The organism is Streptomyces griseochromogenes, from assembly GCF_001542625.1.
In the GTDB taxonomy this organism is placed as follows: Bacteria; Actinomycetota; Actinomycetes; order Streptomycetales; family Streptomycetaceae; genus Streptomyces; species Streptomyces griseochromogenes.
The window spans coordinates 8,890,107-8,902,732 of sequence record NZ_CP016279.1 but is presented as its reverse complement, the minus strand read 5'-3'; the positions used below and the strand labels follow the sequence as shown (position 1 = coordinate 8,902,732).

The following is a 12,626-nucleotide window of genomic DNA, read 5'->3' as shown; positions in this document are numbered from 1 at the left end:
CGGTACACCTTCGCCCATGCTGAACGGAGCTCTCGACCCATGAGCCTTGTCGTGTACGCAGCGTCGTGTTTGTTCGGCATGGCCGCCCTGCTGCTCTGCCAGAAGCCGCATGTCGCGCTGAGAGATCCGCTGACCGCCTCCACCTGTGCCGCGATCGTTCTCGGCGGACTGTGCTTCTTCTGTTCGGCGCCCGTCACCCTGGAAGCGGTCAACGACTTCACCGGGATTCCGAATTTCGGCGCCCCCATGACCTACAGCGTCATTTCGGCGTACAGCGCCTCGCTGCTGATTCTTCTCCTCAACTGGCGCGGCGGTCCCGCCGACGGGATCAGGCTCTGGAGCGTGCGGATCGCGGCCGTGTACAGCCTGCTGATCGCCGCCATCATCACGCTGTTCTCGCTCGCGGACGCGCCCGTCGAGCGGCTTCGGGACCTCGACACGTACTACGCGAACACCCCGTACATGCGGGAGATGATCGTTCTCTACCTTGTCGGACATGGCGCCTGCATGATCACCATGTGCTACGTGTGTCTGCGCTGGTCGCGCGAAGTGACCGGAATTCTACGGACGGGTCTGCAGCTGATCATGGTGGGGCTGGCGGCCGACGTGGTCGGCTTCGAGTGCGCGAAGTTCACGGCGGTCGTCGCCCGTTGGACGGGACACGACCTGGACGTGCTGTCCACCGACGTAGCACCGCAGGTGACCTCGCTGGGCGCCCTGATCTGCAGTGCGGGCTTCGTCCTGCCCCGGCTGCTGCCCGCGGCCCAGGTCCAGTGGAGCAGCCTGTCCGACTACCGGGCGCTGGCCCCGCTCTGGGCCGAACTCCAGAACGTCCCGACCGCCCCCAAGCCCGCGCCACCGCGCTGGCAACTGCCCCGGGGCAGGCTGTACTACCGTGAGCTGAGGATTCTCGATGCCCTGCTCGCCCTGCAGTCCCGCTGCGACGGCCGGATCCGGGAGTCGGCGTACCGGCAGGCGAAGGCCCAGGGAAGTACGCCCGGCGAGGCGGACTTCGTCGCGGCCGCCGCCATGGTGGTCGACGCCGCACACCAGGCCGGGCAGTTGCCGCCACCCGACTTTCCCGACTCGGGCGGCGCGTCCCGCCTGCACACGGCAGTCTTCTCGGAGACAAGCGAACTGGTCCGGCTGTCAGAGGCGCTGGCGAACTCACCCGTCGTCAGAGCCGCGCGCGAAGGCGCGAAGCGGGCCACTCGAAGCTGAAGGACATAGGAGTGTGATGTCGCGTAGAGCTGTCGTCATCGGTGCCGGCGCAGCCGGCATGCTCGCCGCCGCGGCGCTGTCGCCGGTCGTGGACCACGTGGTGGTGCTGGACCGCGACGAGCTGCCCGACGGGCCCGAGCACCGCACCGGTGTGCCCCAGGGGCGCCATGCCCATCTGCTGATGCACGGTGGCCTGGAGGCGATGGAGAAGCTGCTTCCCCGGGCGGGCATGCGCGAGGCCCTGCTGGCGGCCGGGGCCAGGCAGATCCCGCTGAGCTCCGGCATGCTCGCCCTCACCCCGGCGGGCTGGTTCAGGCGCTGGCGGCACCACGACGCCTACCTCACGATCACCTGCAGCAGGGCCCTGCTGGACTGGGTCGTGCGCACCGCCGTGCTGCGCGACGCCAACGTCACCGTTCACCGGGCCCAGGCGACCGGGCTGCTCGGCAGCGCCCGAAAGGTCCTCGGGGTCCGCCTGGCGCCCGTGGCGGACGGCGCGTTCGACCCCGGCCTGCTCGCCGGCCACGGGCTGCGCCTGTCCGGCGACGGACGGGAAGGTGAACTGGACGCCGACTTCGTCGTGGACGCCAGCGGCCGCGGGACCCGCATCGTGCGCTGGCTCGAAGCGCTCGGCATCCATGACGTCCGCGAGGAGAACCTCGACTCCGGACTGGTCAACGCCACCCGCGTCCACCGCGTTCCCGAGGGCGCGCGGAACTGGCCGCTGACCCTGATCCAGGCCGACCCCTACAGCGGCAGGCCCGGGCGCAGCGGCATGATCGTCCCCATCGAGAACGACCAGTGGATGGTCAGTCTGGGCGGCACCCGCGGCAGCGAACCCCCGAAGGACCCCGACGCGTTCCTGGCGTACGCCCTCGACCTGCCGAGCCCCCTGGTGGGCCGGCTGATCGCCGAAGCCACCCCGCTCACACCGGTCTTCACCAGTCACAGCACCAGCAACTCCCGCCGGTATCTGGAGAAGACCCGTCTCTGGCCCGACCGCTTCGTCGCGCTCGGCGACGCCGCGGCCACCTTCAACCCCCTCTACGGCCAGGGCATATCGGTTGCCGCGCTGGGCGCCCAGTCGCTGGCCGAGGCCGTGCGGCAGACGGACGTCGGCGTACCCGGGCTGGCCCGCCGCGTTCAGCGGGAGGCGGCCCGGTACGTCGAGGCGGCGTGGTCCGTGGCCGTCAGCACGGACGTCCTGTATCCCGGCGTGGAAGGCGGCAGGCCGACCCTCGCACACCGTCTCACCGCCGGGTACTCGAAGCGGCTGACGACGGCCGCGACCGGCTCCTACCGGGCCGCGTCCGCCGTGTGGGACATCACCTGCATGCGCACGGGCCCGACCCGGCTGATGCGACCGGACGCCCTCCTGTCCGCGCTGATCGGCCCGCCGCTGCCCGCGCTGTCGGGACCGCCCCTGACGGCGGACGAGCGGGCCTTCCTCGCGACCCTGACGCACGCCCACGGCCGGGGCACCCCGTCCCCGGCCCGATGACGGGCGCCCGCGCCGGCGGGCAGCGCGGTCGGCAGCCCGGAGGTGATCGCCGCCGGCACGTGCGCCGGTGCCTGCGGGCCCGCTGCCGGCGGCATCACCGGGCGCCGCGCCCCTCCGGCCGCAGTGTCAGCACGGCGCCCGCCGCGCCCCCGCCCGCCGGCACGGTGCCCGACGGACCGGCGCCGGCACCCCGGCACGCGGCTGCGCGGCGCCCCGCTCGCGGCCGGTTCGCGGTCCGACGGCGGTCGTCGGCATGCCGGCCCCGCCGGCCGGTCACAGCGCCACGTAGGCCACCGGGTCGCTCCCCGGCACCGGTTCCGCCCGGCCCAGCTTCACCAGACGGCGCAGATGGGCCTCGGCCTCCGAGACCGCGATGGTCCTCGATCCGTAGGGGATCTCGGGCCAGGGCCGGTTCCACTCCATGCGCTCGGCCAGCTGCCAGGGGGTGAGCGGTTCGCTCAGGAGGGTCAGCAGGCCGGTGAGGCGCTGTTCGTGATGGGCGAGCAACTCCCTCACCCGGCCGGGCGCGTCGGTGAAGGAATGCTGGTGGGCGGGGAGCACCTCGGCCGCGGCGAGGCGCCCCACCCGCTCCAGGGAGTCCAGGTAGTCACCGAGGGGGTCGCTCACCGTGGCGTCGTCGGGGTCCTCGTACAGGCCGATGTGCGGGGTGATCTCCGGGAGGAGGTGGTCACCGCTGAACAGCCGCCCGTGCCCCGGAAGTCCGGCGGGGTGCTTCTCCTCCAGGTGCAGGCAGACGTGCCCCGGCGTGTGCCCCGGGGTCCAGATCGCCCGCAGCCGGCGGCCGGGCAGACCGAGGAGCTCGCCGGGGACGATCTCACGGTCGGGCAGCGCGGAGGAGAGACCGGGGAGGGTACGGCGGCGGCTACGCGCGGCGCGCAGCGGAGCGACGTGCTCCTCGGGCGCCCCGGCGGCCGTCAGCTTGTCGGCCATGTACGCGTACCAGCGCTCCGGACGCGTCCGCTGTGCCCGGCGCACGATCGCCGCGTCCGCCGCGTGCATCGCCACCCAGGCACCGGAGGCCTCGCGCACCCGCCCCGACAGCCCGTGGTGGTCCGGGTGGTGATGTGTGACGACGACCCCGTACACGTCCGCCACCGAGGTACCGCAGTCCGCCAGCCCCGCCGCCAGCGTGTCCCAGGACGCCGGATCGTCCCAGCCGGTGTCGACCAGCACCGGCCCCCGGTCGGTGTCCACGACGTACACCAGCGTGTAGCCCAGGGGATTGTCCGGAATGGGCACCTGAACGGACAGTGTGCCCCCGCCGTGATCGAACGTCTTCACCATCTGATGCCCTCCACCCCACCGCCGGTGCCACGTGCGACCTTTGCCCACTATAACCAGAACTGATGAAGCGTCAGATCCCTGCCGGGGAAGCCGATTCGAGGCTCCGCCGGCCCGGGCTGCCGGCGTCACCCGGGCGTGAGTGCCGAGAGGCCGGCGCGGACGGCGCCGGCGCTCTCGTCGAGCTCGCCCCGCTCTCGCGCCCGCCACTCCGCGTGGATCCGGAAGCCGTCTCCGGCGAAGCGGGGGAAGACATGCAGGTGCACATGGAAGACCTCCTGGAAGGCGGCCTCGCCGTCGGCCAGGAACAGGTTGACGCCCTCGCACCGCAGGTTCGAGCGGCGGAGCGCGCGTGCGAGCCGGTGAGCCACCGTTCGCTTCCCGGTCTCCGGTATCCGTCTCGCAGTCTGGCTTACTGCAACTAGAACTGGTATCAGTCCTGAAACAGCGTCAGAAATGTGCGGTGCGGCGGGAGGCAGTCGGCCATGACCGAGCTCGTGGAACACGGACAGCTGTTCATCGGCGGGGAGTTGAGCGATCCCCGGGGCGAGGACGTCATCGAGGTGATCTCCCCGCACACCGAGGAGGTCATCGGCCGGGTGCCGCACGCCTGTCGCGAGGACGTCGACCGGGCGGTGGCCGCCGCGCGCCGCGCGTTCGACGAGGGTCCCTGGCCGCGCGCCTCGCCGGCCGAGCGGATCGAGGTCGTCACCCGGATCAAGGACGGCATCGCCGCGCGGCACGAGGAGATCGCCCGGGTGATCTCCGCCGAGAACGGCTCCCCGTACTCCTGGAGCGTGCTGGCCCAGGCCCTCGGCGCGATGATGGTGTGGGACGCGGCGATCAGGGTCGCCCGGGACTTCACCCACGAGGAGCGCAGGGACGGGGTCCTCGGCCCGATCCTCGTGCGGCGCGAGCCGGTCGGCGTGGTCGCGGCCGTCGTCCCCTGGAACGTCCCGCAGTTCGTCGCCGCCGCCAAGCTCGCCCCCGCGCTGCTCACCGGCTGCGCGGTCGTACTCAAACCGTCCCCCGAGTCGCCGCTGGACGCGTACCTGCTCGGTGAGATCGCGCGCGAGGCAGGCCTGCCCGAGGGTGTGCTCTCCATCCTCCCCGCCGACCGCGAGGTCAGCGAGTACCTGGTCGGGCACCCCGGCATCGACAAGGTCTCCTTCACCGGCTCGGTCGCGGCCGGCAAGCGGGTCATGGAGGTGGCCGCCCGCAATCTCACCCGGGTCACGCTGGAGCTGGGCGGCAAGTCCGCGGCGGTCGTGCTGCCCGATGCGGACGTGGCGACGGCGGTCGCGGGCATCGTCCCGGCGGCCTGGATGAACAACGGACAGGCCTGTGTCGCCCAGACCCGCATCCTCGTCCCGCGCGCCCGCTACGACGACTACGCGGACGCCTTCGCCCGGGCGGCGAGCGCCCTGAAGGTCGGCGACCCGCTCGACCCGGCCACCCAGGTCGGCCCGCTGGTCGCCCAGCGGCAGCAGCGGCGCAATCTCGACTACATCCGCATCGGCCAGGAGGAGGGCGCCAAGATCCTCACCGGCGGCGGCCGCCCGGCGGGCCTGGAGAAGGGCTGGTACGTCGAACCGACCCTCTTCGGCGACGTGGACAACTCCATGCGGATCGCCCGCGAGGAGATCTTCGGCCCCGTGATCTGTCTCCTGCCCTACGGCGACGAACAGGAGGCTGTGAAGATCGCCAACGACTCGGACTACGGCCTGTCCGGCAGCGTGTGGACGGCCGACGTCGAACGCGGCATCGAGGTCGCCCGGCAGGTCCGTACCGGCACCTACTCCGTCAACACCTTCAGCCTGGACATGCTGGGCCCGTTCGGCGGCTACAAGAACTCCGGTCTGGGGCGGGAGTTCGGCCCCGAGGGCTACGGCGAGTACCTCGAACACAAGATGATCCACCTGCCGGCGGGGGCGTAGGGATGGGCGACCGCTGGCACGTCGAGGTCGACCGGTCCGTGTGCATCGGCTCGGCCCAGTGCGTCCACCACGCCCCGGACGGCTTCCGCCTCGACTCCGCCCGCCAGTCCCACCCCGCCGATCCGGACACCGACGCGAGCGAGCAGATCCTGGAGGCGGCCGAGAGCTGCCCGGTGGAGGCGATCGTCATCACGCTGGTGGGGAGCGGGGAGCCGGTGTTCCCGCCCGAGGACTAGGAGTGCCGCGACCGCGGGGCAGGCCCCGCGGTCGCGGCGAGGAGCTCCACGGCATCGTCCCTGGAGAGCTCCAGCAGCGCTTCCCCGGAGTAGTCCTCGATCCGGTCGACATACGGCAGGACGTCCGGGCGGCGCGTGCAGAAGGTGACGTGCGAAGTCGGAGTGTCGTCCGACAGCCCGCCCTCCGAGAGGGAGACGTACCCGAGGACGGCATGCCCGCCTTCCGCGGGGGCGGCCCGCAGGGCCAGACAGGCGTAAGCGACGGAGCGCCGAAGGAGTCGGTGCCGTCTTTCCGGGCCGTCGGCGGGCAGGTCGTGGTCCATCATGGCGCGCCCGTTCACCGTGGCCTCGAAGTGAACGACGTCCCCGAATTCGCCGGCCGCGGACCCGCTCCAGCCGGCTCGCAGGGCCGAGAGCAGACAGGCGCCGTCCGCGTCCACGGTCCAGCCCTCTTCCGCGAGCGCGCGGTATGCGGGGGGAACGTCGTCCGGCCGGACCGAAGGCAGCCCGGCGTCGGCAAGGGCGAGCATCCTGGCGTTCATCCGCATCTTCGGTCAGCGCGAGGCGCCCGGCTCCGTCAGGTCGATCAGGCGGCAGACGGTTTCGATGTCGATCTTCACCTGCGCGATCGAGGCGCGGCCCGACAGCCAGGTGATCAGGGCCGAGTGCCAGGTGTGCTCGATGACCCGGACGGCGGAGAGCTGCTCGGGGGTCGGGTGCTCCAGGCCCATCGCGTCCAGGATGATCACCGTGGTCTGCCGGGAGACCTGGTCGACCTCGGGGGAGACGCTGCGGTCGGCGAAGGTCAGGGCGCGGACCATGGCGTCGGCCAGATGCGGCTCGCGCTGCAGGGCGCGGAAGGCCCGCATCAGAGTCTCCGCGACCCGCTCGGCCGCCGTGTCGCCCGCCGGCGGCTTCTTGCGCAGCGTGCCGTGCATGTGCTCCAGCTGGTCCTGCATGGTGGCGACCAGCAGATGCACCTTGGACGGGAAGTAGCGGTACAGCGTGCCGAGGGCCACCTGCGAGGACTCGGCGACCTCGCGCATCTGCACGGCGTCGAAACCGCCCCGGCTGGCCAGCTGTGCGCTCGCGTGCAGGATCCGGCGGCGGCGGGCCTCCTGCCGCTCGGTCAGCGGCGGCGAGGAGGGCCGGGCGCTGTGCGCTTCCACCTTGGATTCCGCAGGCATGGGTCCCGTTCCGTGACAGTCGGTGAGGGCGTCTGTAGGGCTTGTGATCATCCTGCACGGAGGGGGTCCGCGTCGTGGCGTGAATCACCTGATCCACTGCTCCCAGTGCCCCTACCTGCCGGTAGATTCAGAGCCTCTTGAACGATCAAGTCTGAAACTTGTTCTAGATTAGCGTCCCGTCGTAGTCTCGCGGGACAAGTGCAGGCAGAAGGGGGCCCAGAGTGACCGCTGAGGCCAGTCAGGCGGGTCCCCGACCGGACCTCGCCGCCGACGGCGAGCGACCCCTGAGCATCGCGCTTCTCACCTATAAAGGGAACCCGTTCTGCGGCGGCCAGGGCGTCTACGTACGGCACCTCTCGCGTGAGCTGGCCCACCTCGGCCACCGGGTCGAGGTCATCGGCTCACAGCCGTATCCCGTGCTGGACGAGGGCCACGAGGGTCTGAGCCTGACCGAGCTGCCGAGCCTCGACCTCTACCGCCAGCCCGACCCCTTCCGCACCCCGAAGCGGGACGAGTACCGGGACTGGGTCGACGCCCTCGAAGTCGCCACCATGTGGACCGGCGGCTTCCCCGAGCCGCTGACGTTCTCCCTGCGTGCCCGCCGCCATCTGCGTGCCCGCCGCGGCGAGTTCGACGTCGTCCACGACAACCAGACGCTCGGGTACGGGCTGCTGGGCGACATCGGCGCGCCCCTGGTCACCACCATCCACCACCCCATCACCGTCGACCGGCAGCTGGAGCTGGACGCGGCCGAGGGCTGGCAGCGCCGCTACTCCGTGCGCCGCTGGTACGCCTTCACCCGGATGCAGAAGCGCGTCGCCCGCCGCCTGCCCTCCGTGCTCACCGTCTCCGGCACCTCCCGCCAGGAGATCGTCGACCACCTCGGCGTCCGCGACGACCGTATCCACGTCGTTCACATCGGCGCCGACACCGACCTGTTCGCGCCGAATCCGGGCGTGGCCGAGGTGCCCGGCCGGATCATCACCACCTCCAGCGCGGACGTGCCGCTCAAGGGCCTGGTCTTCCTCGTGGAGGCGCTCGCGAAGGTGCGCACCGAGCACCCGGCCGCCCACCTCGTCGTCGTCGGCAAGCGCCCCGAGGAGGGCCCGGTCGCCCAGGCCATCGAGCGCTACGGCCTCGACGGCGCCGTCGACTTCGTCAAGGGCATCTCCGACGCGGAGCTGGTCGACCTGATCCGCTCGGCCGAGGTCGCCTGCGTCCCCTCGCTCTACGAGGGCTTCTCACTGCCCGCCGCCGAGGCCATGGCCACCGGCACCCCGCTGGTCGCCACCACCGGCGGCGCCATCCCCGAGGTCGCGGGCCGCGACGGCGAGACCTGCCTGGCCGTGCCCCCGGGCGACGCGGGCGCGCTGGCCGCCGGCCTCAGCCGGCTGCTCGGCGACCCGGAACTGCGCACCAGACTCGGCCGCGCGGGCCGGGAGCGGGTGCTGGAGCGGTTCACCTGGGCCCGCGCCGCCGAGGGGACGGTCTCCCGCTACCGCGAGGCCATCGCCCGCTCCGCGGTCGCGGAACCCGGCCGCCCCGCGATCGCGGCGAGCGCTGCCCAGACAGCCTCCACGACCGACACCGGCATCTCTTCCGAAAGCAGGGCCACGTGCTGACCGTCGACTTCTCCCGGTTCCCGCTCGCCCCCGGCGACCGTGTCCTGGACCTCGGCTGCGGGGCCGGCCGGCACGCCTTCGAGTGCTACCGGCGCGGCGCGCAGGTCGTGGCGCTCGACCAGAACGCCGAGGAGATCCGCGAGGTCGCCAAGTGGTTCGCGGCGATGAAGGAGGCCGGCGAGGCACCGGAGGGCGCGACCGCGACCGCGATGGAGGGCGACGCCCTCGCGCTGCCCTTCCCGGACGAGTCCTTCGACGTCGTCATCATCTCCGAGGTGATGGAGCACATCCCCGACGACAAGGGCGTGCTCGCCGAGATGGTGCGCGTGCTCAGGCCCGGCGGCCGGATCGCCGTCACCGTGCCGCGCTACGGCCCCGAGAAGGTCTGCTGGGCGCTGTCCGACGCCTACCACGAGGTCGAGGGCGGCCACATCCGCATCTACAAGGCCGACGAACTGCTGGCCAAGGTCCGCGAGGCGGGCCTGAAGCCGTACGGCACCCACCACGCGCACGCCCTGCACTCGCCGTACTGGTGGCTCAAGTGCGCCTTCGGCGTGGACAACGACAAGGCGCTGCCGGTCAAGGCGTACCACAAGCTGCTGGTCTGGGACATCATGAAGAAGCCGCTGGCCACCCGGATCGCCGAGCAGGCGCTGAACCCGGTCATCGGCAAGAGCTTCGTCCTCTACGCGACCAAGCCCCACCTGCCCCGGCTCGCCGAGACCGAGGCCGAGACCGAGATCTCCGAGGCGGCCGCCAAGTGACCACCCCCCGGACAGAACACCTCGTCCTGCCCGGGGTCCTCACCGCCGAGCAGGCCGCCGCGACCGTACGCGGCATCCTCGCCGTGCAGCGGGAGGACGGCGCGATCCCGTGGTTCCGAGGGCACCACCTCGACCCGTGGGACCACACCGAGGCCGCGATGGCGCTGGACGCGGCGGGCGAGCACGAGGCCGCCGAGCGTGCCTACCTCTGGCTCGCCGCCCACCAGAACGAGGACGGCTCCTGGTACGCGGCCTACGCCGACGGGGCCCATGACGACGTCACCGACCGTGCCCGCGAGTCGAACTTCGTCGCCTACATAGCCGTAGGCGTCTGGCACCACTACCTGTCCACCGGCGACGACACGTTCCTGGACCGCATGTGGCCGTGCGTCTACGCGGCCGTGGAGTGGGTGCTGCGGCTGCAGCGGCCCGGAGGCCAGATCGGCTGGCGGCGCGAGGACGACGGCACGCCCACCGCGGACGCGCTGCTCACCGGCAGCTCCTCGATCCACCAGGCCCTGCGGTGTGCGCTCGCCATCGCCGACCAGCGCGAAGAGCCGCAGCCGGACTGGGAACTGGCGGTGGGCGCGCTGCGCCATGCGATCCGCCGCCACCCCGAGCGCTTCCTGGACAAGGACCGCTATTCGATGGACTGGTACTACCCGGTCCTCGGCGGTGCGCTGACCGGCGCGGAGGCCAAGTCCCGCATCGAGGCGGACTGGGACCGCTTCGTCGTGCCCGGTCTGGGCGTGCGCTGTGTGGTGCCCAACCCCTGGGTGACCGGCGGCGAGTCCAGCGAACTGGCCCTCGCCCTGTGGGCGATGGGCGAGTCGGACCGCGCCCTGGAGATCCTCCAGTCCATCCAGCACCTGCGCGACACGGACAGCGGCCTGTACTGGACGGGCTACGTCTTCGACGACGACGCGATCTGGCCCCGCGAACTCACCACCTGGACGGCCGGCTCACTCCTGCTGGCCGTCGCCGCGCTCGGCGGTCACGACGCCACCTGCGCGGTCTTCGGCGGCGAACACCTGCCGTCCGGGCTCGCCCCCGACTGCTGCCGCTGACCGTTCCGGACCCGGGGTCCGGCAACGGCGCAGGTGGGGCCCGGGCCGGGTCGCCCGAGTGGCGCGGGGCGGCCGTTCGGGTGAACCTGCCGGAGGTAACACCCGCTCGGGGAGTCACGTCCGGAGGACCCCGTGGCCATACCGATACGGCGCCTCACTGTGGCGCTGATCCTGTGCTGCGCGCTGCTGGCCGGTTCCACCGCCTACGGCAGCAGCGAGAAGACCGGTACGAAGGGCACCGTACAGATGGTCGCCGTCGGCGCGGCCACGCCCAGCCCGACCACGTCCGCCGAACGCCAGAAGTTCGCCAAGGCACGCTTCGTCGCGAACGCGGCGCTGGCGGCCGGTGCCACCTACCAGTGGATCGTGAAGCCCTGGAAGGAGGGCAAGTTCAAGAAGGGCGCCCACGGCCGCAAGCTGGCCCTGGTGAAGGCCGGTCTCGCCGGCACCTTCGCCTACAACCGTCTCAAGGCGGCCGTGCGCAACGCCCAGGGCGATCCCCAGCTCTCCAAGGCCCTCGCCCCGCTGACCGCCGGCATCGACGCGCTCAAGAGTCTGCCGGCCAAGCTGCGCGGCGGTGACGTGGCCGCGGCCGGCACCTTCGAGGACCTCATCAACAAGGTCAAGGACGCCGGGCAGAGCGCCGGCGCCCCGGTGAAGGACCAGGTGCCGTCGGCCTCCCAGCTCAGCGGCGGCTAGCCGTTCAGCTCCGCCAGCACCCGGAGTGTGTGCGGGTCCGGTGACAGGGCCAGCAGGTCCGTCACCGGGCCCTTCCGCCACAACTCCAGCCGCTCCGCGATGCGTTCGCGTGGGCCGACCAGGGAGATCTCGTCGGCGAACGCGTCCGGCACCGCCAGCACCGCCTCCTCGCGCCGCCCGGCCAGGAACAAGTCCTGGATGCGCCGCGCCGCTTCCCCGTAGCCCATGCGGGCCATCAGATCGGCGTGGAAGTTGCGTGCCGCGTGCCCCATCCCGCCGATGTAGAAGCCGAGCATCGCCTTCACGGGCAGCAGCCCCTCGGCGACGTCGTCGCACACCTTCACCCGCGCCATCGGCGCGACCACGAACCCCTCGGGCAGCTCCCGCACCGCCTCCCCGTACACCTCGGGCCGGGTCGGCGCCCAGTACAACGGCAGCCAGCCGTCGGCGATCCGGGCGGTCTGGGCGACGTTCTTGGGGCCCTCCGCACCCAGCAGGACGGGCAGATCGCGCCGCAGGGGATGGGTGATCGACTTCAGCGCCTTGCCCAGACCCGTGCCGTCCGCCCCCCGGTACGGCAGCGGATGGAAGCGCCCGTCCGACTCCACCGGCGCCTGGCGCCGCAACACTTGCCGCACGATGTCCACGTACTCCCTCGTCGCGGTCAGCGGCGACTTCGGGAACGGGCGGCCGTACCAGCCCTCCACCACCTGTGGGCCCGACAGACCCAGCCCCAGCGTCATCCGCCCCCCGGAGAGATGGTCCAGGGTGAGCGCGTGCATCGCGGTGGTGGTCGGGGAACGCGCCGCCATCTGGGCAACGCCCGTACCCAGCCCGATCGTCGACGTCCGCGCGGCGATCCAGGTCAGCGGCGTGAAGGCGTCCGAGCCCCAGGACTCGGCCGTCCACACCGAGCCGTACCCGAGCCGCTCCGCCTCCTGGGCCAGCGCCACATGACCGGCGTCCGGACCGCGCCCCCAGTAGCCGAGTGCCAGACCGAGCCGCATGCCTGCCTCCTGACGCTCCGTCAGTTCGAGTCGGGGAGGCGACTGTACGGCAACGGCCCCCCGCCCGGAAGGGCGAGGGGCCG

The 12,626-nt window shown here is 72.0% G+C and carries 13 protein-coding genes; 8 read left to right on the top strand and 5 right to left on the bottom strand.

Annotation, left to right across the window (positions count from 1 at the left end; all coding sequences use genetic code 11):
• Positions 1–39: 39 nt before the first annotated feature.
• Positions 40–1,221: an MAB_1171c family putative transporter gene (locus AVL59_RS38695; RefSeq protein ID WP_067313930.1), complete on the top strand. Its 1,182-nt coding sequence runs from the start codon at positions 40–42 to the stop codon at positions 1,219–1,221.
• Positions 1,222–1,237: 16 nt separating this feature from the next.
• The gene (locus AVL59_RS38690; protein ID WP_067313928.1) at positions 1,238–2,722 is read left to right on the top strand and encodes an FAD-dependent monooxygenase family protein; all 1,485 of its coding nucleotides are present in this window, start codon (positions 1,238–1,240) and stop codon (positions 2,720–2,722) included.
• A 273-nt stretch (positions 2,723–2,995) separates the two neighbouring features.
• Here the strand turns inward: AVL59_RS38690 and AVL59_RS38685 are convergent, their stop codons facing one another.
• Entirely contained in the window at positions 2,996–4,027 is a 1,032-nt protein-coding gene (locus tag AVL59_RS38685) for an MBL fold metallo-hydrolase (protein ID WP_067313926.1), read from the bottom strand.
• Between the two features lie 125 nt (positions 4,028–4,152).
• The gene (locus tag AVL59_RS55270) at positions 4,153–4,395 is read right to left on the bottom strand and encodes an HIT family protein (protein ID WP_237281789.1); all 243 of its coding nucleotides are present in this window, start codon (positions 4,393–4,395) and stop codon (positions 4,153–4,155) included.
• 114 nt (positions 4,396–4,509) lie between these two features.
• Between AVL59_RS55270 and AVL59_RS38675 the strand changes: the two genes are divergently transcribed.
• Positions 4,510–5,961 carry an aldehyde dehydrogenase gene (locus tag AVL59_RS38675; RefSeq protein ID WP_067313924.1) on the top strand — a complete coding sequence of 484 codons (1,452 nt, stop codon included), beginning with the start codon at positions 4,510–4,512 and terminating at the stop codon, positions 5,959–5,961.
• Positions 5,962–5,963: 2 nt separating this feature from the next.
• On the top strand, positions 5,964–6,197 hold the full coding sequence (locus AVL59_RS38670; protein WP_067313923.1) for a ferredoxin: 234 nt from the start codon (positions 5,964–5,966) through the stop codon (positions 6,195–6,197).
• Here the strand turns inward: AVL59_RS38670 and AVL59_RS53775 are convergent.
• Positions 6,194–6,739, bottom strand: a complete 546-nt coding sequence (locus tag AVL59_RS53775; protein WP_067313921.1) for a hypothetical protein — start codon at positions 6,737–6,739, stop codon at positions 6,194–6,196. The genes AVL59_RS38670 and AVL59_RS53775 overlap by 4 nt on opposite strands.
• Before the next feature lie 12 nt (positions 6,740–6,751).
• A complete protein-coding gene (locus tag AVL59_RS38660) occupies positions 6,752–7,384 on the bottom strand; it encodes a TetR family transcriptional regulator (RefSeq protein ID WP_067313919.1) in 633 nt (210 codons plus the stop codon).
• Positions 7,385–7,605: 221 nt separating this feature from the next.
• On the opposite strand from AVL59_RS38660, the gene AVL59_RS38655 reads away from it, so the two are divergent.
• The 4 genes from AVL59_RS38655 (at position 7,606) to AVL59_RS38640 (ending at position 11,536) form a co-directional block, all read left to right on the top strand.
• Positions 7,606–9,006 (top strand): glycosyltransferase family 4 protein, encoded by a 1,401-nt coding sequence (locus AVL59_RS38655; protein ID WP_067313917.1) that lies wholly within the window; start codon positions 7,606–7,608, stop codon positions 9,004–9,006.
• Positions 9,000–9,770: a class I SAM-dependent methyltransferase gene (locus AVL59_RS38650; RefSeq protein WP_067313915.1), complete on the top strand. Its 771-nt coding sequence runs from the start codon at positions 9,000–9,002 to the stop codon at positions 9,768–9,770. Before AVL59_RS38655 ends, AVL59_RS38650 begins: the two co-directional genes overlap by 7 nt.
• Positions 9,767–10,837: a prenyltransferase/squalene oxidase repeat-containing protein gene (locus AVL59_RS38645; RefSeq protein WP_067313913.1), complete on the top strand. Its 1,071-nt coding sequence runs from the start codon at positions 9,767–9,769 to the stop codon at positions 10,835–10,837. The genes AVL59_RS38650 and AVL59_RS38645 overlap by 4 nt, the downstream gene beginning before the upstream one ends.
• Positions 10,838–10,969: 132 nt before the next feature.
• Positions 10,970–11,536 (top strand): hypothetical protein, encoded by a 567-nt coding sequence (locus AVL59_RS38640; protein WP_067313912.1) that lies wholly within the window; start codon positions 10,970–10,972, stop codon positions 11,534–11,536.
• Here the strand turns inward: AVL59_RS38640 and AVL59_RS38635 are convergent.
• Positions 11,533–12,543 carry an LLM class F420-dependent oxidoreductase gene (locus AVL59_RS38635; protein WP_067313911.1) on the bottom strand — a complete coding sequence of 337 codons (1,011 nt, stop codon included), beginning with the start codon at positions 12,541–12,543 and terminating at the stop codon, positions 11,533–11,535. The two genes, AVL59_RS38640 and AVL59_RS38635, sit on opposite strands and share 4 nt — an antisense overlap.
• Positions 12,544–12,626: the final 83 nt, after the last annotated feature.